Raw genomic sequence first — 24,667 nt, forward strand, 5'->3', positions numbered from 1 at the left:
TGTAAATAGCAATATTTTAAATATAGGTAAGTTGGATAGATGTTAGAACAAAGCTGGACTTCAAAAAAATTAATAGATAACGCAATTATCAAAGAATTTTTGAATTGCTTAAATGAAAGTGAATCTGCAGTATTTATCAAAAATATTCAGGCGCTAGGGTTACCTCCTGAACTTATAAATATTTGTAGTATTTTGCAAAGACTAACAGATGTAATAACAACTGTTGAATGTATTGATTGTCCAAGCGAAGTGAAAGAAGCCAACACATCACTCATAATAGCACTTACTAAAATTATTGAATCTGAATATTTTAAAGAAAAAATAAAAGAAGAAAGACGAACCACTAGGAACCCCTTGCATGGGCGTTTAGATGAATACCCTGTTGCTGCATTATATTGTCAAAATTTTGGAAACGATTTTAATGATATACAAAAACCTTTAGTTTATATACTTCATTTTATATTACTTCAAATCTCGAAGCACAATGACTGGGATGAAATAAAAAAGTTAGCATTGCTAACAAGTGCTGCGACTTCACTTAGAAAAATAGTTGCTTGTCATACTCAGTTTATAAGGTATGTCAGTATAGAGAAAGTAAAATACAACAAGTTAGCAGACATATTGTATAGGTTAATTCACGATGGTGATATTGACTTTCAAGAACAGTTTTTAAGGGCGTGGTCAGAACTTTATGATAATGAACCTTTTGTCAGAAAAGTAAAACCTAGAGTTAAAAATGATGAAGGACGTTATAAAGAAAAACCTAAAAAAAAGGTTGAAAAGGATGTTAAGGAGCCAGCAAATAATGGAGTACAAGATACAAACTACGTTACGACAACTAGAAACGGCACGAAGATAAACGGAAAGCGTATTTTTGGTGCTCCTGATGGTACTTGTGGAGGTGCCCCCGAAGTTACTGACCTTGTCGAAGTTGTTATACCAGGTGATATTGAGCTAGATAGTAGAACTAAAAATGCTGCGGGCATATACGGAAGTCGATTAAGTTTAGTTGAAAAAATGCATTTACCCTGGCGACCAATAGCTTTGGCTGAACATGAAATAATTGAGTTCGTTTCCTTTTTAAAAATGAAGTTGAACACTGAGGAAAGCGAAGCTATTTTTCTCTCATTAGTACTACTAACCTCAAAGCCTTTTGATGAAATCTCTGAAATAAACATCTATTCAGAACCTCCTGATTTTTCAAAAATGGAAGAGGATTTTATCGACTTGAAAGCGGGTACCTGGAATCGTAAAAGCATTGAAATGCCTGATTTCTTTAGCCCAACATTGGTTCAAAAAGAATTACTGGAAGAACATAGTGATTGGCTATCTTTACCAATACCCGCGGAGTTGGTGAATGCTATTGAAAAGCGACAGATACAACATGAGGTAAAGTATGGGTTAAATCAAAAACAAGTACTTAATATTGGAGAACTTTGCTTTTCCAAAAACGATAAAATAAGTACTGTACTCGCCAAGTTCTTGAAGCCGTTTTGGAAAAATAATACAAAAGTTCATAGAAGAATTACTGCTGCTGGAATTAGGGCGACAACCTTTGAAAAAATAACTCATCAATTTGACGGTGGCTACGCATCACTCATGCTAGCTAATACTGAGTTTGATACATCCACCACTTTATACTACCTTTCTGCCAAGACGAAAAAATTGAGAAATGATTATACCCAAGTCATTCCATCATTAGGTTTTACAGTAAGTGATCATACTAGTCACGACGATAATACTGTTGTAGGTAGCTGGTTAACTATCGATAAAGATAAAGTTTCGAAAGTAATCACTAAAAAGAGAGAGTTGTTAGTAAACGAATTATCACAAAAAAAACTTTGTATTGAGCAACTCATTGAACGACATAACGAATATGTGAATTACACGCTGTTAACGCTAGTTGCGGCAACAGGGCATCGCAGTCGAACTGAATTTGGTTTTACTTCAACAACGTATGATGAAGTTAATAGTTTAAGTTTAATCAGTGATAAAATAAACTTTGTCGATAGTGCTATTCGTTTAATACCACAATCTGAAACAGCTAATAAGCAATGGCTAGCATACAAAAATCATTGCGCTGATTTAGCTAGAACAATGAAAAATTATAATGATGGTATAGCAGCTAAACTAGCAAAAGCAGCAACACTCAGTCTTAATGACGAACCTGAATTCTTTCACATCATTAATAGCGCAGGCCTTACCAAGTTGAATGCAGTTTCGGTAGGTTACAAAGACATCGAGTCTTACATGGCTCCTGAAGTAAATCTGCCCTTGAATTTCCTACGTCATTATTTTTGTTCTTCCATGCGAGGTTTTGGTGAATATAACTTTGCCAAGTCTTTAATGGGACATGTCGGTAATGGTGAGCATATATTATCTGATCATTCTTTAGCGACATTGAATGATTTAACACCTGTCGGTACGTCTATCGACCTTATGTTAGGCGAGATCGGTATTGAAGCCATTGAATACACAATAATTAAAGGACCTAAGTTTCCTTTAGCTGATCAAGAAATTGAGTCTCCATATAAACCTCCTTACTTAATGCGCTCAGAAAATACTGAAAGGGCAGAGCAAATCCGTTGGATACGACAACTCGTCAGTCCAAAGGTCAGAGCGTTACAAAATGCAAAAACACATGATAAAACTGTCGATACATTACTACAAATAGCTGTATCAGATAAAAAATGTGGCATATCACTCGAACGACGAATTGCATTATTAAACCGCTTTACTTCAAAAATTATAAAGTCATCAAGGTGGTTTAGTACGCAAGATGAAACAACCTTACTTTGTCTTGATACAAATTCGTTGTTGGATATGCGTCAATCGATACAAATCAAAAGTGAAATAAATCGTTGGTTATTAACACCGAAAAACACAATGACACCTCAAGAGCAGCTGGCACGAATATGGTGTAGTTTAATTGTGAATAGCAAAATGAATGTCCCTACTAATATAGAAAACTTGAGAGTTATTACATCGCCCTCTATTTATGAAAGTGGAGTTGCTTGGTTTGAGATGAAAGATAGTAAATCTGATAAACTTAAAATAGTTCATATTGACTCTATTTCACTGCTGTTAATACAAAAATACGATATTTCTGGCTTAGAAGTAAAAAGCGCAAAGGGAGTTAAAAGTAGTATTTATAAACGTGTCTTACACAAAATAAGCAAGCACAGTAACTTTGATGCTAACGCAAGGAAAGCGCTGGAAAATATTGATTCAACTGGGGAGTATCTACGAAAATCAAGAAGTATAACTACAAGGGCGCTATCGCATGCGTATCAAAACGAACGTATACAAACTACAAATTTGTCGTCAGGAACACTCTGTAGATGGTTGTCACCCGTACCAATAAGTTTTACGAAATCATTAATTGAGCCAGCAGAAATTACTCTTCATAGCACTGCTCCGTTTAGTCATGAGCAAAGTACAACTAGTAGTGAAAGCTATCAAAAATCTCGACAGTTATTACGAACATTACAATCAAACCTATATCAACTAAAACAACAAGGTGTTGGTCACAGTAACGTAACTAATGTTTTGATCGAAACTTGGGCAAATTGTGTAGACTCTGAGGGGGAAAGTAACTTAGATGTATTAATCGAATCTTCTAAGTCGTTGGATCAAATTATGGTTCTTCTCATGCTCTGGCTGATTGATGTTTCAAAAAGGCCCGGTAGAGGAGGGCGAAAAAGAACTGCAGTACGCACAGTTAAAACATATATATCGAACGTAGCAAAACCGATGATTGAGCAAACGATTGACTGTTCATTTTTAAATTTATCATCTGAAGAGCTGGGAGAGATATATAGCGATGCGTTAGATTCTCGAAGTATAAAAGATCGCGCTCAGAGAGCAGAAAATATGCGGAATTTTCATAACTTTATTATGAAAACATATCATTGTTCGCCAGTTAATTGGTTTGATGTTGAGCCAACTATTGGAAACAATCACCATGACGCAGACGCGAATATTATTTCAATGCGTGAATATAATGAAGCATTAGAGCTCTTAAAAAATGATGGATATTCAAGTTCACACGAGCGAAGAATTAACCAGCTCATTTTAATCTTGTGTTATCGAGCCGGACTTAGATCTGGAGAAGCTACACATTTAAGATTAAACGATATTGATATCAATAATTGGGTTATTCATGTTCGTACGAGCTATTTTTTTAGAACAAAAACAATAAACTCGAATCGAAGAATTCCCGTTAGTTATTTTTTATCTGATGAAGAAAAAGCACTGATATCAGAACAAATTAAACTAATTAGAACTTATCATCATGATGTAGAAAATCCTTGGTTTTTCAGTGATAAAACCACCGCTAAATGTCTTGTGCCGGTCGGTGAATATATCAGTAGAGTAATCGAAGCACTTCGTATTTCAACAGGCGATGATAGTATAAGGCTCCACCATGCGCGACATAGTTTTGCCAATTATTTATTGTTGTTAATGTCTGAAAATATCTACTCCCAAGCCATGTATAAAGAGGTACAGGCTTGGTGCAGAAGAGAAGATATTCATGATCTATCGGACAAGGTCAAAACTCAACTGATTGGAAAGCAAAAATCGAAGATGCATATCCTGAATGCTATTTCGTTAGCGCTTGGGCATGTTAGTCCTAGTACAACACTACGCAGTTATATTCACGTGCTCAATTTAATCTGCGCTGCAGAAAACGAAAAAATACTGATTAATACTATTGATAAAGCATCTCTTACATCTCTTGTTAACATTGAAAGATCTCATATCTACAAAATTTTATCGCGGGGTAATTTTGAGCGCTTTGGGTTCTTACCGCTGTGTTCATACAATGCTAAAACGTGGACTGGTTATCAGCAATTAGTGAGTTCTCGTAAAGATCTAACTAACAATACGCTAACACCTATTTCAACTAATAGTGAAAAGACAATTTACAATCAAATGAACAATGTCGAAAGGATTATTCGCTTAGCAGAGGCAGGGAAAATAGTTACAGAAATAACAAATGCGCTTCAATTAGAGTTCAATTTCGTCTTATCAGTGATTAATGCGACGAGACAAATCAAACATACAACTGGGTATTCAGGGACAAATATTAGCTCCGATTTAAGTGATGTAGTTTTTCAATCGAATAAGAAAAAACAACTTAAAGCTGCAAAATACATCAAGCATGAAGACTTTCAAGTGTTACTTAAAAAACTGGCTAAGTTGTTTGAATCTCAACAAAAAGAGTTCTCAGAATTTTTTGATAAATATTATCACCATCGGTTTGGGGTTGTGATTGATAACACTGAGCTGAGTAAGTTTAGTTGCATATTTTCGTGTATCGATTGCGCTCTGATTGATACAAACGAAAGAGTCACAGTTAGGGAACAGCTGAGTAAAAGAGTGGGCTCAGTAGTTAAATTAATACAAAAAGGGGACAAACAAAAAATCAATAACGATAACAAAATTATCCACGCTATTTTTCTATTAAAAACTAGGGAAATGGCCAAACAACAATGAGGAGATCCAGAAGATGAGTATATTTATAAATGTTGGTTATATAATCAAGGTAAATGGTAGTGATCGGCTTAAAATTGATCCAGAGAAATTTAGTGCACTGTCATTATTAATTTTACAATTATTGAGATTACATGTTTCGAGCTCAGAAAATAAAAAAAAGATAGAATTCTTTATTGAAAATCATAAAATATTAGTAACGTATGATGAAAGCAAAACTCAATACGACCATGATGAAAGTAACATAGAAATTGAGTTGATGAAAGGACTTGAAAGTACTATTCACAACGCACAAAAATATTGCGATTTGATTCATCAGAAAGGAGTAGGCCGAGCTCGAGACTTCAATTTGTCGAACAACGAACTCCCTTCTAAAGCGGTTGATATTTTAAGTAAACTGGAGGGGGATGATATCAAGCTCGTGGCCGGAAAAAACAGTGTGAAATTATCAAAAATGCCAAAAATTGGAAAGCATGAAAGTTCATACATAAAAGGCTCACTTAAGAGTTGCCGTGTTAATAAACCCGATTATATACGAGCTGCAGGCGCTATTTTTTGTGGTGAAGTTGATAATAAAAAATTCACAGCAACTCTGGCTATACCAGATGATCTTGTGCAAAAAGTTTGGGATGCAGGTTATAATCAAATTAAAGTTGATATTGAGTTTGAATACCTAGAGAGGTTAAAAGATTCTCGGAAATTTACAGGTACACTAACCTCTATAAAAGAATCAAAAGTTATTGATACTAATCATGAGTTAGACTTTTAATCATCTTAACCTGAAAATGTCGATAAGACGATTGATAGACAAACACGACAGTATTATTTGTCGAGATATAGTATTTTTATGTGTTTGCTACTTAACTCGTGCTATAAGCCATATTGAAAGATTAACCATGATTCTTGCCTATATATAACGATATTAAGTTGTAGATATTCACGAAGATGGCGTAGTAAATTAGTGGTTTTAATACGCCAACATCGTTAAGTTTAGAAGGTTTTTCATTTCCAGTAATATGAAAACTCTTCCTGAAACTCTCTAGGCAATTCGCCGAGAGACTGAAATATTCGAATTGACGAGTCTTTAAGGCTAATACCTGGAACGAGTTCTATCACCATCAACCATTGTAATGAACTATCGAATTCAGCATTTTCGAAATCTAATGTTGAACCATACTTTTTCATAGCTCGCTTTTTTTGTTTGCTTATCGAGAGTTGATTTCGTAATGATAACCAAAGTAAAAGACAAAGATTATTTCTTTTACTGTCGCGTAGTGCTTGGGTGAGTTTTTGTTTATTACGTTTTATGCAGTATTTTTTCATTGTGAATTCACCACTCAAGTCAATTAAAAACGTTTCACTGAATACTTACCCCGAGCCAGCACTAAATCCACGTTAATAACTTTACCGTGTTAATAGAACAACCAATTATTAATACTGACTTTATCGATTACTCAATTAATTCAAACAAATCTTCTATTTGGATTTCTAAGTACTTACAAAGTTTCTCAATCATCTCTAAATCAATACGTGTCGCCGTTTCATTATAAAGACGGTGTAGCGTATTTTTGTTAATTCCAGTGTCACGAGATAGTTCCGCCACTCTAATTTTCTTTTCACCCAGTATGGTTGATAAATGACATTTAATCATATTTAAAGGTAATTTATATCAAAAATATGCAAAAAAATACTTGCAGTAGGTATTTTTGAGTATATAATCACTCCTGTAGGTACAAAATTGTTTTATTAGTTACATTATAGTACATGAGGTGAAAAATGAATAACACATATTTAACCACAGAGCAGTTAGCTGAAAAAATTCATTACAACACTAGAACGATTAGAAATGAGTTAATCGATTCCTGTTTGTTTGAGGGGACACATTATATTCGTCCGTTTGGACGCAGAAAAATTCTATTTATATGGGAGAAAATTGAAAAGGATATGTTGAGTTTAATGGAAGACTCAATCGCTATGCCGTTTGCGCACACTATGGAGGACGTGTAATGGCTAGTATTTCAGTTCGAAAAGACACCCAAAAATTGTTTTTTAATTTTACTTATTTAGGTAAGCGATGTCGGGAGCAAACACATTTTGTTGATAATGTTGCTAATCGTAAACAACTAGAAAAACAACTCGCTCAAATAGAAGCAGAGATAAGAGCGGGAGTTTTTAATTACGCCGAACATTTTCCTCGTAGTAAGAAGCTCGTAGAGTTCGAGTATCTAGAAAAACAGGAGGATAACGGTAATGAGCAAGATAACGAAAGTATAACTCCATTATTTTCAACTTACATCAACGACTGGCTTGAAGATAATAAACTCGCTTGGCGTAAATCTCATTTGCTTAATATTGAAAGCATAATTAATAAACATTATTTGCCGTACTTCGGCTCGTTAGAAGTAGGTAAAATATTGAGAGTCGATATCATAAAGTTTCGAACTCATATTGCTAAATTACCTGGACGTTCAGGTAGAAAAACAATTTCGAACAACCGAATAAACAAAATAATGGATCCCCTTAAACGTATTTTTGAAGAAGCAGGTGAAAGGTATGGCTTTTCAACACCTTTTTATAAAATAAAAGTATTGAAAACGCAAAAGTCTGACATCGAACCTTTTAACTTTTCTGAAGTAAATACGATTATCAATTTAGTTAGAGCGGATTATAAAAATTATTATGTTGTGCGCTTTTTCACAGGTATGAGAACAGGCGAAATTGACGGGTTAAAATGGAAGTATGTCGATTTTGAAAGTCGTTGCATTAAAGTGAGAGAAACACTCGTATTAGGTGATGATGATTATACAAAAAATGATTCTTCTCAACGTGATATAGACATGAGTGCAGCAGTATATAAAGCACTAAAAGAACAATATCAATGTACAGCAGAGCTCTCAGAATATGTTTTTTGTAACACTAAGGGCGGAAACATTGATCACAATAACACAACTAAAAGAGTGTGGTATCCCTTACTTGCTAGATTAAAAATTGCCAGAAGGCGCCCATATCAAACAAGACATACTACCGCTACATTGTGGTTGGCAGCAGGAGAGTCGCCAGAGTGGATTGCAAAACAAATGGGGCATGCCAGCACAGAAATGTTATTTAAGGTTTACTCGAGATTTGTTCCGAATTTAACTAGAAAAGACGGTAGTGCATTTGAAGTTTTATTAGAAAAAAATATAAAGTTATAAAGGGGGGCTAAATATGCGTAATTTAACCAAACTAAGTACTAAGAATATAGTGATAACCACGGAAGATAAGTTAACTCGTATATGTAAGGAAGAACAAGAAAGGGTGCTTAAAAATAAGAAAATTAATATCATTACTTCCTATTTGCTCGCCACTTTTCAGATTTCACCTAATTCAGACCAATTAGTTTTAATTCTTGCTAAGGATGTTAAAAACAATAATCGTGAGGCTCTGTCTGTTTGGGTAAGTGAGCGTTTAGAAAAAATAGACTTTGAAGATCATCATGAGTGGAGTAGAGCGTTGAGTCTTTATCTAAGTGATATTTTCGATGGATAAAATAATCATTAAACAAATTTTAATTTACTCGAAGAAGTGTAAGCTTAGCCACCTATTAATAAATGGTACTGTAATTATTTTTATTTAAGGTAATATAAGTTACTTCTTAAATAACAAAACTGTAGCTGTTTATGAATACTTTATATACCTGGTTAGGCTTTACCGACATTCAACACATGAAAGAAGGTAAAAATGCCGCAATTTCAAGCTTGGCTATTTTTAATGAAACGCCGTTTGATAAAATTGTTATATTCGCCAATACCTGGGAAGAAGACTGGCACAGTTACGAAAGGTGGTTAAAAAAAGCATTAGCACGTATAGGGCGACCAACTGAAAACATCTCCATCAGCAAAGCAAATATTACTTCGGCAATCGACTACCCCTCTATTATAAAACACAGTGAAAAGTGGCTAGCTAAATTATCTACCGAGGCTGAGCAGTTATTTATTAACTTAACCTCGGGTACGCCAACCATGACCGCCGCCTCCATTTTGGTGGGCAAAGGCAAATCTAACACTCAGTTTCTTCAGTCATCTAAAAACGACAGTGTCGTTAATGTCGATATTCCCGTTGATTTTGGTAAAGCGTATATAAAGTCAGCAGCTAAAAATATTGCCGATAAAGCAGTCTCACTTCCCTCCACAAATAAAGCATTTAGTTATATTATCGCTCAATCACCCGCAATGAAAACTGTGGTTAGCAAGGCCAAACGCTTGGCACAATCTGAATTGCCTGCACTTATTTTAGGCGAAACTGGTACAGGTAAAGAGGTATTAGCGAATGCCATTCATGCGGCAAGTTTACGTGCCGATAAGCCCCTTAAAGTGGTTAACTGTGGCGCGTTACCAGAAACCCTCGTTGACTCCATTTTATTTGGTCATGTTAAAGGGGCATTTACCGGCGCAGATAAAGAGCATAGTGGCCTGTTCGAACAAGCAGACGGTGGCACCTTATTTTTAGACGAAGTAGGGGAGTTAACGCCGCAAGTACAAGTAAAATTATTACGCGCACTACAACAAGGCGAAATAACCCCCGTAGGCAGTGATAAAACCATTAATGTCGACGTGCGGATTATTGCCGCAACACACAGAAATTTAATGCAGCAAGTTGAACAAGAGCAGTTTAGAGAAGATCTCTTTTATCGCCTTGCAGTAGGTATTATCGACATACCACCGCTGCGTAATAGACTTGAAGATATAGAGCCATTAACCCAAGCGTTAATAACTGAAATTAATTTTATTGGTAACAAACACCCTAGCTACAAAAGTAAAAATATTTCCCAAAGCGCAATAAAATTTATCTTAAATCAATCGTGGCCAGGTAATATTAGAGAATTATGGAACACATTAAACCGAGCTTTTTTATGGACAGATAAAGAAATATTATCTGAAAAAGACATTCAAGAAGCCGTTATTACTCGTGAAAAAGCAGTAAAAAATACCCAGATAAATTTAACACTTGGACAAAAAGTCAATATCAATGATATTCTTGATCTTCAAAGAAAAAGTTATATTAAAGCCGCGTTAAAAGCTTGTGGTAATAATAAAACGAAAGCTGCCGCAATGCTTGGTTTAAAAAGTCATCAAGTATTGTCTAAATGGATAAAAGATCTTGGGTTAGCAAGTTGAATGTAGTACAACATTCATGATTGGCACTATAGCTGCAGTAGTAAAAATACGGATATAAGGAATTAAACAGGAATGAAGCAATCAATGAATTTTGAACATATTCAACACAAATGGCCAGAGCTACACCAGCTTGCTGCCTTTGCAGAAGACTATGTGATCAGCGATCCACAAAGCGCGTTAGTCAAGTTACGTTGTTTTGCGGAGAAAGTGGTTGGTTATTTATACAAAGAGTTAAGCCTTCCTGTTTTTCCTAACTCAAATATTTACGATAAATTAACCGCAGATGATTTTACCAGCGCGGTTCCACACTTAATTACCGATAAACTTCATGCTATTCGTAAAAGTGGCAACCAAGCAGCCCATGAAGGTAGCGTTGAACAACATCAAGCCATTTGGATTTTAAAAGAAAGTTACTTTATCGCATGTTATTTATTTATGGCATACGATAACGGTAAACAAACCGATTGCCCAGAATTTACCGTACCAACACCAAAGCAACCGCTTGAACAAACAGATGCTGAGTTTATTAAAAAGAATAAATCACTTGAAAAACAACTTGCAGAAAATGAAGCGCGCTTACAAAAAGCACTAGCAGAACTAGAAGCCTCGGAACAAGCGCAAAAGCAAGCCCAATTAGAAGCGGTAAAATTAAAACAAACCATTAACACCGAAAAAGTTATCCAAGTTAAAGCGCGCAATCAACAAATAACCTCAAGCTTTAATTTTGATGAAGCGCAAACCCGTGCCCGTATCATCGACATGGATCTGAAAAGTGCAGGCTGGGATGTTTCATTTGATGAATCAAGCACCGCAGAAGTCGGCAAAGAAATACAAGTATCAGATCAACCCACTGCCACAGGTATTGGTTATGTCGATTACGTATTATGGGACGACGACGGCAAACCCCTTGCGGTTATTGAAGCCAAACGCACGCGTGAATCAGTAGAAAAAGGCCGAGAACAAGCCAAGTTATACGCCAACGCGCTTGAAAAACAATACGGCCAACGCCCTGTTATTTTTTATTCTAACGGCTACGACATTCGCATATTAGACGATGCGCAAAATTATCCCAGCAGAAAAATATACGGCTATTATGCAAAAGACTCGCTGCAATACTTAATTAAACAACGCCATCTTAAAAAAGATCTTAACCAAACACCGATTGATACCAATGTTGCAGGGCGCTTGTATCAAATGGAAACCATATCTCGCGTATGTGAACGCTTTAGTGACAAACACCGAAAATCACTTATCGTACAAGCAACAGGCACAGGTAAAACGCGTGTGTCTATTGCACTGGCTAAACGTTTACTCGATGCTGGTTGGGCAAAACGGGTATTGTTTTTATGTGACCGAAAAGAACTACGTAAACAAGCGGGCAATGCCTTTAACGAATTTACCAACGAACCTTTGTATATTGTTGGTAAAACCAAAAAATCGTTAGCTAAAAACTCCCGTGTATTTATTGCCACTTATCCAGGCATGATGAGCATTTATCAAAAATACGACGTTGGTTATTTTGACTTAATTGTTGCCGATGAATCGCACCGTTCTATTTACAATATTTATGGCGATATTTTTAAATACTTTGACGCCCTAGAAGTTGGCCTAACCGCAACACCCGTAGAAATGGTTTCGCGCTCTACTTGTCAGCTATTTGGTTGTGACTTTAAATTACCCACCGCCAATTACCCACTAGAAAAAGCCATCGAAGAAGGCAACCTAGTACCCTATAAAATTGTCAGTTACACCACTAAATTTTTACGCGAAGGCATTAAAAAAGACAAACTCACCGACGAACAAATTGCCCAATTAGAAGATCAAGGCATTGACCCAAATGAGTTAGATTTTGACGCCAAACAAGTAGACGAAGCGGTAAAAAACAAAGACACCAACCGTCTTATCTTACGTAACTTAATGGACAAAGGCATACGTGATATTGACGGCCAATTACCCGGTAAAACCATAATATTTGCCCGTAACATTGCCCATGCCGAATTAATGGCAACGCTATTTAGCGAAATGTATCCGCAACTAGGCAGTAACTTTTGTCGCGTTATTCACTCAAAATATGAACGTGCCGAAGAGCTGATAGACGATTTTAAATCAACCGAAGAAAACAGCGTTCGCATTGCTATTTCGGTAGACATGTTAGACACCGGTATCGATGTGCCTGAATGTGTTAATTTAGTTTTTGCTAAACCCATTAAATCAAAAGTAAAGTTCTGGCAAATGATCGGCCGTGGCACGCGTTTATGTAAAAATCTTTACGGTACAGGTAAAGATAAAACGCACTTCTTAATATTTGATCACTGGGAAAACTTTGAATATTTTGACATGGATCCCGAAGAAGCAGACGTAAAACAAGCTAAATCGTTAACGCAAAAATTATTTGAATCACGCCTATTGTTAGCAGAAACCGCCCTAAAAAAAGCCGATTTAGACACCTTCGATCAAGTGATTAAGCTAATTTATCAAGATATTTGTGCGTTAGATATGAACACCATTGCCATACGCGAAGCTTGGCAAGTGGTTGAAAGCTGCAAAGACGAAAAAGTATTAAACCAATTTACCCCAGACACCAAAGCAAAGTTATATGAACACCTAGCCCAGTTAATGCAATGGCGTAATATAATGGGCAACAGTGAAGCGTTTAAATTTGATAACGAAATAGCCATTATTCAAACCTTACTGTTTACCGACCCAAGCCAAATTGACTTAGTGAAACAAGGGGTAATGAACAAGGTTGAAACCTTACAAATGCACTTAAACGAAGTGCGCGCTAAAGCCAGCGATATTGCTAAAATTCAAACAGAAGATTACTGGGCTAACTTAACCTTTTCGGCTTTAGAGCAAAGCCGTGTAGCACTACGCACTATTATTCATTTACGCGCTAAAAGCGTACAACCACCACCCATTGATTATGTTATCGACATCAAAGAAGAGCTTGATGAAATTAACGAAGCCGCACGGCCAACAAAAATTATTTCAATTGATTACCAAATATTTCGCCAAGAAGTTGAACAAACCCTTGCGCCATTATTTGAAAGCGATGCCGTGCTACAAAAAATTCGTCAAGGTAAGCCTGTAACCGCCGCCGATTTAGCACAGCTTAACTCACTGGTGCATACCCAAAATCCAAGTGTTGACTTAAACACCTTAACAGAGTTTTTCCCTGAATCGTCAGCAACCTTAGACAAAATATTACGCACTATAGTTGGCATGGACAAAAACACGATTGAGCAAACCTTTACCGAGTTTGTGCAACAAATACACACTCATATTAACGCCAAACAACAACGCTTTATTGGCATGTTAAAAAATCATTTAATTCGCCATGGCGCAATTCAAATAGAGCAACTTTACGATGCGCCGTTTACCCAAATTCACGACATGGGGTTAGACGGTGTATTTAGTGATGAACAGGCCGATGTTATACAGCAATTTATTAAACAGTTTGATGTTGAACTTGGCAACAAGTCACCAACGGTTAATAAAGCAGTAAGGTTATAATATGAATGAAAATCAAAAAAATACTTTAGAAGTTTATCAAAACGACGATGGTAGCTTACAGTTAGCTGTTGCACTGCAAGAAGAAAGTTTATGGCTGTCGCAAGTACAGCTTTCACAATTGTTTAATACGTCTACCGATAATATTAGCTTGCACTTAAAGAATATTTATAAATCTGGTGAACTCGATGAACCTGCAACTACCGAGGATTTCTCGGTAGTTCGTAAAGAAGGTAAAAGGCAGGTAAAACGTAAATTAAAATACTACAACCTTGATGCAATAATATCAGTGGGTTACCGCGTTAATTCAACCCAAGCCACTCGTTTTCGCCAATGGGCAACTAAAACCTTAAAGCAACATTTATTACAAGGGTACATCCTTAACGAGCAACGCCTAACCGAAAACGCTAACGAACTTGAAAAAGCCTTATTGTTAGTAAAATGCGCGGCAGCATTACCTTATAATAGTGAGTTATCATTCGCTTAATTGAAAACCTCTTAAGCTAAAACAAGCATAAGCAAATACAAGTAAGTACATTTTATTTTTTGGGATATGCCCAAACATTCATACTGGAAAAAAAACAAACATGATCACAGGTCCACTAAAAAGCAAGATAAACAGGTTATGGGATGAATTTCATACAGGCGGTATCACCAACCCGCTCACCGTGATTGAGCAAATCACCTTTTTAATGTACGCCCGTATGCTCGACATGAACGAGCAAGCCGATGAAAAACGAAGCAGCAGAACCAAAAAGCCATTTACTCGCCGTTTTAACGACAACGAGCAACACTTACGCTGGCAAAATTTACGTCACTTAGGGGCAGAAGAGCTGTATAAATTAGTAAAAGACGAGTTATTTCCGTACTTCTCTAAACCGAGTGATAACGAAACAACCGAAGGCGCAATTTTCAACGAGTTTATGAAAGACGCGCAATTGATGATCCAAAAGCAGTCTTTATTGGTAAAAGCCGTTGAAATGGTGAACGACTTACCGCTAGAAAACTCAGATACCAAAGGCGATTTATACGAATACCTATTAAGTAAACTCACCACCGCCGGCATTAACGGCCAGTTTAGAACGCCGCGCCATATTATTCGCGCCATGGTAGAAATGATGGACCCAAGCGTAAACAGCCGTATTTGTGATCCGTCTACCGGCACTGGTGGCTTTTTAACTAACTCATACGAATACTTATTAGAAAAATACACCTCAGAAGAAGGCATAGAGCGCGAGCCTGTGTTTGTAACAGAAGCTGACAGCACCAATGGTAATAGTGAAGCAGGCAAACCGTTACTTGATGCCAACGGCAAACCTGTTGAAAACATCCTTTATTCTGGCGATTTAATTACCCCAGAAGCTCGTGAACATATAGACACCAACATGTTCCACGGCTTTGACTTTGACGCCACCATGTTACGCGTAGCGGCCATGAACTTAGTGATGCACGGTATTAAACAGCCCGACATTCATTACCAAGACACTTTAAGCCAACGCTTTAGCGAAAACTTCCCGAATGAGGCCAAAGAAGGTTTTGACATTATTTTAGCTAACCCGCCATTTAAAGGCAGTTTAGACGAAGAAGACGTATGCCCAGAGTTACTGCGTAAAGTAAAAACCAAAAAAACCGAATTACTGTTTGTCGCCTTAATTGAGCGCATGTTAAAAATTGGCGGCCAGTCTGCCACCATAGTGCCAGACGGCGTATTATTTGGCTCATCAAAAGCCCACCAACAATTACGCCAATTATTGGTAGAAGGCAACCAGCTTGAAGCAGTTATTTCACTACCTAGCGGTGTGTTTAAGCCGTATGCTGGTGTTTCAACGGCCATTTTAATTTTTACCAAAGGCGGCAGCACCGACCATGTTTGGTTTTACGATGTACAAGCCGACGGTTTCTCGCTTGACGACAAACGCACCCCAATAAAAGACAACGACTTACCTAGCTTAATTAGCGAGTTTAAAGCCCGCGATAAAGCACAAGCCACCAGTGATGAAAACGACCGTATTATAACAGATAGCAAAAAGCATTTTTGGGTAAGCAAAGACGAAATCACCACCAACAAATACGACCTTTCTATCAACCGCTACAAAGAAGTGGTGTACGAAGAAGAAAGCTACGATCCACCAAAAGAGATCTTGGCTAAGTTAGTGGATTTAGAGAATGAAATTCTTGCTGATTTAAAACAACTTGAGGAGATGCTGTGAGTTGGCCGATGGTAAAGCTTGGTGAACTGGTCACGATAAAAGGTGGCGGAACACCAAGTAAAAAAATAGAGGATTATTGGAATGGGAGCATCCCATGGGCTTCTGTAAAAGACCTGAAAGAAAATGAAATATCTAAAACCCAAGATGCAATTACTGAGTTGGGTGTAAGTAATTCGGCTACGAATATAATACCTGCGGGAACTATACTGACTGCGACAAGAATGGCTTTAGGTAAGTTTGCAATCAATACCGTTGATATGGCTATTAATCAAGACCTTAAGGCACTATTTATTAATGATGAAGAGAAAGTTGATCGTGATTTCTTAATTCGATTTTTAGAGTCTAAAGCTCAGTATATAGATTCAGAAGGTAAAGGTGCAACAGTAAAAGGGATCACATTAGATTTTTTAAAAAGCTTAGAAATCCCACTACCACCACTGGACGAGCAAAAACGCATCGCCGCGATACTAGACAAAGCCGACGCCATCCGCCGCAAACGCCAACAAGCCATCAACCTCGCCGACGACTTCCTCCGCAGCGTCTTCCTAGACATGTTCGGCGATCCCGTCACCAACCCGAAGGGATGGCAAACTACTGTATTAAAAGTTGTTGCCCCAGCCATTTCAACTAAAAATGTATCAATAAGCAATGATGAAAAAATTTGGTTGTTAAATTTAGATGCAGTGGAAGCACAAACGGGAAAAATATTAAAAGAGTTATCAATACCTTTGAATGAAGTTGGAAGTTCGACAAATCACTTTGATAGTTCCCATGTTTTATATTCAAAACTTCGCCCATATTTAAATAAGGTAGTTATTCCTAACAAACCAGGTATGGCGACATCTGAATTAATAACTTTAAAACCAGATCTTAAACAATTAACTAGAGAGTTTTTAGCATCGTATCTTAGAAGTGATTATTTTGTGAATTGGGCGAAAACTAAGGTTGCTGGAGCAAAAATGCCTCGCCTTTCTACTGCTGAGTTATGGAAACATGAGATATATCTTCCTCCTATAAATCTACAACTTAAGTTTGTTGCTTTGTTTACCCAAGTTAATGAATTAAAGAAAAAAAATGAAATAAGTAAACATGATACAGAGAACGGATTTAATTCACTAAGCCAAAAAGCTTTCGCAGGTGAACTATGAACCAACAAACCATGCGTGCCACCAAGCCGCAGTAAAACTGTGCTGGCAACAACAAAATAAGCAAAGGCAAGCAAAAAACCAGAGCTGCTAAGCCAAACTAAAAAAACTAGGCCAAAGCTAAACCAAAGACAAAGCCACTCACTACGTTTTACTTTCATCACGCAGTGAGTGACGCACTTAACATTAATTACTCGCTAGATAAATTAGGGAAGTTATGAAACACAATGCGTTAATTATTTTGGAAAGACCATGGGGCTGTAATGAGCAAGATCAAAATGTTGTTAGTGTACTCCCTTATTTTCAAGGCTTAGAGCGACTAGATGGTGGCTTTGATCTTTATCACACCAATTTTTATGAAGCTAAAAGCTTTAAAATGGCTTTAGATGAGCTTACTCAAATGGATTATGACAATTACTATGTTTACATAGCTTGTCATGGTGCAGGCTTGCGTATGGGGAAAATGAATCTAAGTACTGTATTAGGTGAAATAAATTCAAAGGCACAAAAGCGTAATATTACTGGTGTGGTATTAGGCTCTTGTTTGGTCGGTAACAATACGACACATTTAGAAGTTTACACTGAATCTTCATCTATTAATTGGAAAATAGGATACAAATGCTCGGTGGATTGGTTAGAAGGAACTTTATTAGATTTAAAACTGTTTCATCAATTAATGAAATTAGATGAGGAAGATTTATATGATAACGACGAAATTTTAGAGCGTGTTAAACGTGCTTTATATACATATGATCCTGCTGCATCAATAGGAAGCGATAAAAACGATAAACCAATGAGAATTGATGATTCATTAACCTTTGTTGTTCAGAGCAAAGGACGAGGAAATAAGGCGAAAGACTATAGCCAAAAATTATACGAATACAGATTGTCGGATTAAAAAAATTCCGAGTTTAAAATTGAACAAAGACAAAGCCATTAACTACGTTTAATTTCATCACTCAGTGAGTGACGTTTAAAATTGTACGAAACTTTGTAAGTAATTGAAAAGCAAACATGACAATAAAGTGTTAAACATTAGAAAAGCAAGAAAGGTAGGGGATAACACGTAAACGAAATTGTTTACTGTAAATGTGTTAACAGCCATGTTGATACATTCATGTAATAAAGTTTAATTAGGGAGCAAGGCGTTAACTGTTTGTCTTTTGACAGTTAATGGTTTTAGCTGAAATTTAGTTGTAAAAAAATAGGAAGTTTTGTGAATTTTAACGATATAAAACCAGATTTAATATATATAGAGCTACAAAGTGTCATTAAAGATTTAATAGAAACAATTAATAGCTCAGAAATTGATTCAACAGATCAAGATGTTGCAACGTTTAGTCATGATTTACTTAATGACTTATATGTGAGTATCACGAGGGAGCTAGATAAACTGAAGCGCAATTCAGAGTGGGATTCGTTTACGGTTGCATTTTATGGTGAAACAAATGCTGGCAAGTCTACCATCATTGAAACCTTACGTATTTTATTAGATGAACCCCAAAAAGCATCCTCGCAGAAAAAGTTTAACGTACTTGCATCATCGCTCAATATTGACAGTGCTTCATTTGATGAAGTTGATAAACAAATAAGTCAACTTAATGAAGAACGACTAGTTTTAGAGCAAAAATTGAAGAATATTCAACAAGAAAATGCTGAGCAATCTTCGAGTTTAACTGCAGAATTAAATGATCTTAAAGGCACGATAGAAACTAAATTATCGTCTTTAAATTTATTACAAAAACTTTGGCATTTTTTTAGTAAATTTCCCGAAGAAAAGTTATTAAAAACTAAGCAAGAACAGTTTAAACAAACTACAGTTTCGCTTGAAAACAAGGTAGTTGAAGCTGAGAAATGTATTAGTGAAAATCAACAAGCTTGCAAGAATATCGCTGATAAACGCGACAATATGCAGCTGCAGTTAAATAAATTATTACCTTATGCTGATGGCGAAATTATTGGTGATGGTCGCTCTGATTATACTTTAGATAGCCAGTCGTATTTAATGCAAGGCGAAGAGAATACTTTTACTGTGTTAGATGTTCCAGGCATTGAAGGGAAAGAAGAAAAGGTTGGAGAAAATATTTGGAAAGCGGTTAATAAAGCCCATGCAGTTTTTTATGTAACCGCTAAAGCCGCAGCTCCTCAAACCGGAGACGAGAAACATAAAGGTACTTTAGAAAAGATCAAAGAGCACTTGGGCGATCAAACAGAAGTTTGGAGTATATACAATAAACGTATTACTAACCCGATGCAGCTTAAAAAACCTGAACTTGTTAGCGAAAGTGAAATAGCAAGTTTGGCTGAGCTAGATGCAAAAATGCATGCTCAATTAGGTGAAAACTATCAGGGCACAATGAGTGTGTGTGGCTTGGTTGGTTATTTGGCCGCTGCTCAATGCTTAGTTGTAGGATCTACAGATTATAATCGTAAAGCTAAGTTCACTAAAGACTTTGATGAGCAACAACTATTAACTTATTGTGGTTTTAGTGAGTTAAAGCAGTTTTTAGTTAGCGACTTGATAAAAGATTATAAAGTAAAAATTATTAAAGCTAACTTTAATAAGGCTAACCAAGTGTTAAAGGTGTCGGTAGATGGCATAACATCATTACGTGATGAAAAATTTCAGCCTTTATATGACACCTTGAAATTAGAGGTTTCTTCCGCCTCTGATCAATTAGATATTGCGTTAACAAGTGTAAAAAGTCGCTTATTTTCATCAATTAGTAGGAGTATTGATACGTTTAAATCGTCTGTTAGAAAATCTGTTTACTCTAAAATTGAAGGTAATATTGATAATGATGATTTTAAATACGAATTGAAAAAGGCGATTGAGCGTGCTCAAAGCCAATTTGATGAAAACTTACCCAAATCAATTAGCAGGGAGCTTAGTGACTTTGAAGAAGATATTAACTTGGTTGTTGAACGCTTTAGAAAACATGCTGATGAATTACTTGATATATATTCGTCTTTTGAGTCGAGTAATATTTCCAATAATTTTAACCCCTCTGTAAATATTGATCATGGCGTAAATGTAGCTGGAATAATTAGCACAGTAGTAGGTGGGGTTTTTCTTGCTCTTTCAGGGGCTGGGGTTGCTGCGATAGTTATTGGTGCATTTGGATTGGTGTTTTCTCTGTATAAATCAGTTCGAAGCTTTTTTAGTTCTGACTATAAAAAGGCACAACAAAAAAAATCAACCGATGATAATTTAAATGATATTGCTAACCAACTTGAGAAATCTGCCAAAGATAATGTTGAAGAAGCATTTAAAGAATTGGAAGAGTGTGTTGGCCAAGTTAAGTTATCTTTTAAAAAACCTATTGAACATACTGCCTTAATTAATCAAATACTTTCAAGCTCTATTGAAAAACTACTGAAAACATCTAACCAACTACAAAGGAACTTATAATAATGGAAGCAACGTTAAATACATTTAATGAACAGAAAAATAATACTTTAAATATTTTAAATAAATTACAAGATTTTTTGTTACAAGGTGAAAGCTTAGGGGTAAATATTGATTCATCTTTAACGCATAAATTAGACACTGCCATTAAATCGTTATCTGATGAAAATCTAAAAATCGCGTTAATTGGTGGTTTTTCTGAAGGTAAAACTTCTATTGCTGCCGCGTGGATGGAACGATTAGATCAATCGACAATGAATATTAGTCAGCAAGAATCGTCAGATGCTGTATCAGTTTATAATGTTAGCAATGGTTTGCAACTAATTGATACTCCGGGTTTGTTTGGCTTTAAAGAGAAAACTAGTGCTGATAGCGCTGAGGTTGAGAAATATAAAGATATAACTAAGAAATATGTCAGTGAAGCACATTTAGTTTTATATGTGATGAACTCAACAAACCCAATAAAAGATAGCCATAAAGATGATTTACAGTGGTTGTTTCGCACTTTGAATATTCTACCTAGAACCGTTTTTGTGCTCAGTCGTTTCGATGAAGTTGCTGATGTTGAAGATCAGGAAGAGTATCAAGTTAACTTAAATGTAAAAAAAGATAATGTAATTAATAGGTTAAAAGACCTGGTGCAACTCGATGAAGACGAGGTCACTGACTTAGCTGTAGTTGCGGTGGCAGCTAACCCCTTTGATATGGGAACAGAGTATTGGTTAGACAACTTAGATAAGTTTAAACAGCTTTCTCACATCGACTCGCTTCAATTCGCAACGAATGAAAAAGTAGCAAGTAATGGCGGCATTGAACACATTGTAGTAGAAGCTAAAAACAGCATTGTTAGAGATGTTCTAAACAAGGAGCTACCGCTTGCTATTGAAAACGATCAAAAGCTTGGTCAAGAAGTTGATAAAATGCTTGAAGTTGTAGATACAATGAAAACTAAGTTATCTAAAACAAAAGGGTTAATTTCTGATTCAAGGGTTGGATTACGTGATTTTGTAACAGGCTATTTTTCTGATTTAGTTTTGCAAGTTCAAGGAACTAGTTTGCAGACATTTAATGCATTTTTCCAACGAGAAGTAGGTGATGAAGGCGTTGTTGTTGCTTCAAAATTAGAAAGTGAGTTTGAACGTTATCTTCGATCAGCAAACTTAGAAGTTCAGAGCTTACATTCAAGTTTTACACAGGAGGTGAATCACTTTAATGATGTTGTACTAGCATACGGAAAACAAGGTGTGGATTTGTTAGTAAAGGGTAACTTTATTAATAACACTTCAATTTTAGCCGCTAGAAATGGTTTAAAAAGTCTAGCGGGTATGGTTGGCATGGATTTGTCTCAATTACTTAAATTTAAACCTTGGGGAGCAGTTAAGTCAGCTAACGCACTTAATGGTGCTTTAGCTGCTGTAGGGATAGCTTTTGAAGCTTGGGATAGCTACAAAGAAGCACAACAGCAAGAGCAGTTTCAAGAAGCTGTTAATGACATGGTTAAAAACTTTAACGAGCAACGTACCGAACTACTTGAGTTAATTAATAATGAAACTTTTGTAGAGCAATTTTTTCAATCGTATATTGAGCTTGAAAAAGCGGTAACTGATCTTGAAAGTAGCTTGGCAACACGAACGGAACAAAGAGACAACTTTCACCAGTGGCGAGTTAATGGTGAAAATATCAAACAGGAATTTGAAAAGTTTTAATGTTTTTAAGAAAGCTGATTTTGTAAATTCCGTTGCTTCTTTCGTTGACGGCTAAACGAAAGAAGCAATTTTAATTAATACAAAGTAATAAGCAATTCAAATTTACTAATTATTAGTTTTCATAAACTATGTGGCTAGGAACTAACTTGTAGAGAAAATTATGCCTATTAAACCAGCACCAGTGAAATTAAGTTGTAGTTTTTGTAATTGGAGTAAAGTAGTAATACCTCAATCAGATGTCGTTACACGGGATTATGTCCTTAGCCAATGCCCGACATGTGGAAAAGAATTAAGTAGAGAACAATTAAATAAAGCTAAAGTGATTTTACATAAACTATTTAAGTAAAATCTGTGTTCAATTCATATTTTTTTATTACAAATGCAATATTAGTTTTTGATGTAGGTCAACAGCTTAAGGAAAGGATCGATTTAGTCTTTATAGGTGTAACGGATGAATAAGAACATGTCGATTTTGTTTGCAGCGTCAAATGTCTTCAATAAATGGCTTAAAGCTGATTTACCAAGGTTGCCAAAGTTTGATGTTGAATGATGGAGAAATCATACAAGCAGTTAAACCCACACAAGCTTATTCGGTTAAAGAAGTTCCTGCCAAGGTAATTGCTTATTCGGTTAAAGAAGTTCCTGCCAAGGTAATTGCTGATAACCATATCAATAACGGTGTAAATAACGTGATCAATTTTACTGGTTATAAAAAGAAACAATACGGCTATATTGTATAATTTTTTCAGAGAGTTAATAAAGGTATATGACTAACTTAGTAACTGTTTTAATTGGCCCTCCATGCTCAGGTAAGTCAACCTACCTTAAAACCCTAGATTACGACTTTGTTATTTCATCTGACGATGTAGTGGAAATTTTATGTAAAAGAGAAAGCATTCAATACCATGATTTTTTTGCATTACCGGCAAACAGCGTAATTAGAAAAGAGCAACAAACAATATTTATACAGCTAATTAAAGAAAGTAAAAAATTTGAACATGTTGTATGGGACTTAACTAATTTAACTAAAAAGGCTAGAAAGAGTATTTTTAAGCATTATCCCACTGCCATTTTTAATGCGGTGGTGTTTGATTTCAAAGGGAGCGAGGAGTTACTTTTTAAACGTAACAAAGCACGAAGTAAAACTAATAATAAGTGGATAGCTGAAAATGTAATAGAACAAATGTTATTACGCTATGAGCCTGTTGCAGAAAGTGAAGGGTTTATGAATATAAAACTAATAGCTTTAATGGACTTCGATATTGATAGATATTCAATCAATGAATGATCCGATATTAAAGTTTTAAAACCTAATTATAGGCAACTAGTGTCGGCTGAAAATAATTTATTCTTAACATTGTGTCTTAACTCCCCGAACATAAAATCTATTATTTTTTACATTTGATTAGTGTCAAATAAGATCAATTAAGCCAAATTAGTGAATATTTTTAGTGAAAATTTCTTAAATAGAAAGAATAGGGTGAAGGTCAATTTTGATTGATTTTGGTAATTATTTTAAATGCAAATAATTTTCCGTGTCATCGTTTTAGACACGAAATGGACACAATTGCTGATTTAGATAAATTTTATAAATAATTTGGGAAGGTAAATAAAAGTGGTTGCGGGAGCTGGATTTGAACCAACGACCTTCGGGTTATGAGCCCGACGAGCTACCAAGCTGCTCCATCCCGCGTCCGAATGACCTGATAAAAATAGGAAAGCTAATAATTTTTTTACTTCTAAATCATCAAAGAAGTTAGATAAGGTAAAACCTTAAAAAGCCTTACATTTCAATAAGTTGGTTGCGGGAGCTGGATTTGAACCAACGACCTTCGGGTTATGAGCCCGACGAGCTACCAAGCTGCTCCATCCCGCGTCCGAATGCATTTAAAAGGTCACCCCTTCAAAGCGAGGCGTATAATAAGGATAGCGCACCAATAAAGCAAGTGCTTTTTTTCTTAATATGGCTTTAATTTATTGTTCGTTTAATTGTTGTTCGTAATGGATGAAAATAAAGCAGTTTATAGTAGCTAAG

The 24,667-nt window shown here is 35.9% G+C and carries 17 protein-coding genes and 2 tRNA genes; 15 read left to right on the top strand and 4 right to left on the bottom strand.

The window, feature by feature from the left end:
- Positions 1-39: 39 nt before the first annotated feature.
- Both KO502_RS03440 and KO502_RS03445 read left to right on the top strand, forming a co-directional pair.
- Complete coding sequence (locus KO502_RS03440; protein WP_216021163.1) at positions 40-5,499, top strand: site-specific integrase; 5,460 nt, start codon at positions 40-42, stop codon at positions 5,497-5,499.
- A 13-nt stretch (positions 5,500-5,512) separates the two neighbouring features.
- Positions 5,513-6,265, top strand: a complete 753-nt coding sequence (locus KO502_RS03445) for a hypothetical protein (protein WP_216021164.1) — start codon at positions 5,513-5,515, stop codon at positions 6,263-6,265.
- A 233-nt stretch (positions 6,266-6,498) separates the two neighbouring features.
- On the opposite strand, the gene KO502_RS03450 is transcribed toward KO502_RS03445, so the two are convergent.
- Together KO502_RS03450 and KO502_RS03455 are read right to left on the bottom strand one after the other, a co-directional pair.
- Positions 6,499-6,819, bottom strand: a complete 321-nt coding sequence (locus KO502_RS03450; RefSeq protein WP_216021165.1) for a hypothetical protein — start codon at positions 6,817-6,819, stop codon at positions 6,499-6,501.
- A gap of 127 nt (positions 6,820-6,946) precedes the next feature.
- On the bottom strand, positions 6,947-7,147 hold the full coding sequence (locus tag KO502_RS03455) for a helix-turn-helix transcriptional regulator (protein ID WP_216021166.1): 201 nt from the start codon (positions 7,145-7,147) through the stop codon (positions 6,947-6,949).
- 125 nt (positions 7,148-7,272) lie between these two features.
- Between KO502_RS03455 and KO502_RS03460 the strand changes: the two genes are divergently transcribed.
- The 13 genes from KO502_RS03460 (at position 7,273) to KO502_RS03520 (ending at position 23,920) form a co-directional block, all read left to right on the top strand.
- On the top strand, positions 7,273-7,503 hold the full coding sequence (locus tag KO502_RS03460) for a hypothetical protein (RefSeq protein ID WP_216021167.1): 231 nt from the start codon (positions 7,273-7,275) through the stop codon (positions 7,501-7,503).
- On the top strand, positions 7,503-8,690 hold the full coding sequence (locus KO502_RS03465) for a site-specific integrase (protein WP_216021168.1): 1,188 nt from the start codon (positions 7,503-7,505) through the stop codon (positions 8,688-8,690). Before KO502_RS03460 ends, KO502_RS03465 begins: the two co-directional genes overlap by 1 nt.
- Before the next feature lie 13 nt (positions 8,691-8,703).
- On the top strand, positions 8,704-9,024 hold the full coding sequence (locus KO502_RS03470) for a hypothetical protein (protein WP_216021169.1): 321 nt from the start codon (positions 8,704-8,706) through the stop codon (positions 9,022-9,024).
- Between the two features lie 131 nt (positions 9,025-9,155).
- Positions 9,156-10,652: a sigma-54 dependent transcriptional regulator gene (locus KO502_RS03475; RefSeq protein ID WP_216021170.1), complete on the top strand. Its 1,497-nt coding sequence runs from the start codon at positions 9,156-9,158 to the stop codon at positions 10,650-10,652.
- Positions 10,653-10,724: 72 nt separating this feature from the next.
- Positions 10,725-14,165, top strand: a complete 3,441-nt coding sequence (locus KO502_RS03480; protein ID WP_216021171.1) for a DEAD/DEAH box helicase family protein — start codon at positions 10,725-10,727, stop codon at positions 14,163-14,165.
- Position 14,166: 1 nt separating this feature from the next.
- Entirely contained in the window at positions 14,167-14,649 is a 483-nt protein-coding gene (gene rhuM / locus KO502_RS03485; protein ID WP_216021172.1) for a RhuM family protein, read from the top strand.
- A gap of 100 nt (positions 14,650-14,749) precedes the next feature.
- Positions 14,750-16,372, top strand: coding sequence for a class I SAM-dependent DNA methyltransferase (locus KO502_RS03490; RefSeq protein WP_216021173.1), 1,623 nt, complete (start codon positions 14,750-14,752; stop codon positions 16,370-16,372).
- The gene (locus KO502_RS03495) at positions 16,369-17,520 is read left to right on the top strand and encodes a restriction endonuclease subunit S (RefSeq protein WP_216021174.1); all 1,152 of its coding nucleotides are present in this window, start codon (positions 16,369-16,371) and stop codon (positions 17,518-17,520) included. Before KO502_RS03490 ends, KO502_RS03495 begins: the two co-directional genes overlap by 4 nt.
- Positions 17,521-17,734: 214 nt before the next feature.
- Entirely contained in the window at positions 17,735-18,415 is a 681-nt protein-coding gene (locus tag KO502_RS03500) for a hypothetical protein (RefSeq protein ID WP_216021175.1), read from the top strand.
- A 318-nt stretch (positions 18,416-18,733) separates the two neighbouring features.
- Complete coding sequence (locus KO502_RS03505) at positions 18,734-20,929, top strand: hypothetical protein (RefSeq protein ID WP_216021176.1); 2,196 nt, start codon at positions 18,734-18,736, stop codon at positions 20,927-20,929.
- A gap of 2 nt (positions 20,930-20,931) precedes the next feature.
- Positions 20,932-22,632 carry a LeoA/HP0731 family dynamin-like GTPase gene (locus KO502_RS03510; protein ID WP_216021177.1) on the top strand — a complete coding sequence of 567 codons (1,701 nt, stop codon included), beginning with the start codon at positions 20,932-20,934 and terminating at the stop codon, positions 22,630-22,632.
- Positions 22,633-23,120: 488 nt separating this feature from the next.
- Complete coding sequence (locus KO502_RS03515) at positions 23,121-23,372, top strand: hypothetical protein (protein ID WP_216021178.1); 252 nt, start codon at positions 23,121-23,123, stop codon at positions 23,370-23,372.
- Between the two features lie 26 nt (positions 23,373-23,398).
- Positions 23,399-23,920, top strand: coding sequence for an ATP-binding protein (locus KO502_RS03520; protein ID WP_216021179.1), 522 nt, complete (start codon positions 23,399-23,401; stop codon positions 23,918-23,920).
- Positions 23,921-24,248: 328 nt separating this feature from the next.
- On the opposite strand, the gene KO502_RS03525 is transcribed toward KO502_RS03520, so the two are convergent.
- Together KO502_RS03525 and KO502_RS03530 are read right to left on the bottom strand one after the other, a co-directional pair.
- Positions 24,249-24,325: transfer RNA gene (locus tag KO502_RS03525), tRNA-Met, on the bottom strand.
- Between the two features lie 106 nt (positions 24,326-24,431).
- Positions 24,432-24,508, bottom strand: a tRNA-Met gene (locus tag KO502_RS03530).
- Between the last annotated feature and the right edge of the window lie 159 nt (positions 24,509-24,667).

Source organism: Colwellia sp. E2M01 (assembly GCF_018860585.1).
Classification (GTDB): domain Bacteria; phylum Pseudomonadota; class Gammaproteobacteria; order Enterobacterales; family Alteromonadaceae; genus Colwellia.

Bases quoted from the DNA above. Each gene is read 5' to 3' on its own strand.
- KO502_RS03510 (WP_216021177.1), top strand. From the start codon at position 20,932: ATGGAAGCAACGTTAAATACATTTAATGAACAGAAAAATAATACTTTA.
- KO502_RS03455 (WP_216021166.1), bottom strand. From the start codon at position 7,147: ATGATTAAATGTCATTTATCAACCATACTGGGTGAAAAGAAAATTAGA.
- KO502_RS03500 (WP_216021175.1), top strand. From the start codon at position 17,735: ATGAAACACAATGCGTTAATTATTTTGGAAAGACCATGGGGCTGTAAT.
- KO502_RS03460 (WP_216021167.1), top strand. From the start codon at position 7,273: ATGAATAACACATATTTAACCACAGAGCAGTTAGCTGAAAAAATTCAT.
- KO502_RS03465 (WP_216021168.1), top strand. From the start codon at position 7,503: ATGGCTAGTATTTCAGTTCGAAAAGACACCCAAAAATTGTTTTTTAAT.
- KO502_RS03450 (WP_216021165.1), bottom strand. From the start codon at position 6,819: ATGAAAAAATACTGCATAAAACGTAATAAACAAAAACTCACCCAAGCA.
- KO502_RS03515 (WP_216021178.1), top strand. From the start codon at position 23,121: ATGTCTTCAATAAATGGCTTAAAGCTGATTTACCAAGGTTGCCAAAGT.
- KO502_RS03445 (WP_216021164.1), top strand. From the start codon at position 5,513: ATGAGTATATTTATAAATGTTGGTTATATAATCAAGGTAAATGGTAGT.
- KO502_RS03470 (WP_216021169.1), top strand. From the start codon at position 8,704: ATGCGTAATTTAACCAAACTAAGTACTAAGAATATAGTGATAACCACG.
- KO502_RS03520 (WP_216021179.1), top strand. From the start codon at position 23,399: ATGACTAACTTAGTAACTGTTTTAATTGGCCCTCCATGCTCAGGTAAG.
- KO502_RS03480 (WP_216021171.1), top strand. From the start codon at position 10,725: ATGAAGCAATCAATGAATTTTGAACATATTCAACACAAATGGCCAGAG.
- rhuM (WP_216021172.1), top strand. From the start codon at position 14,167: ATGAATGAAAATCAAAAAAATACTTTAGAAGTTTATCAAAACGACGAT.
- KO502_RS03440 (WP_216021163.1), top strand. From the start codon at position 40: ATGTTAGAACAAAGCTGGACTTCAAAAAAATTAATAGATAACGCAATT.
- KO502_RS03475 (WP_216021170.1), top strand. From the start codon at position 9,156: ATGAATACTTTATATACCTGGTTAGGCTTTACCGACATTCAACACATG.
- KO502_RS03490 (WP_216021173.1), top strand. From the start codon at position 14,750: ATGATCACAGGTCCACTAAAAAGCAAGATAAACAGGTTATGGGATGAA.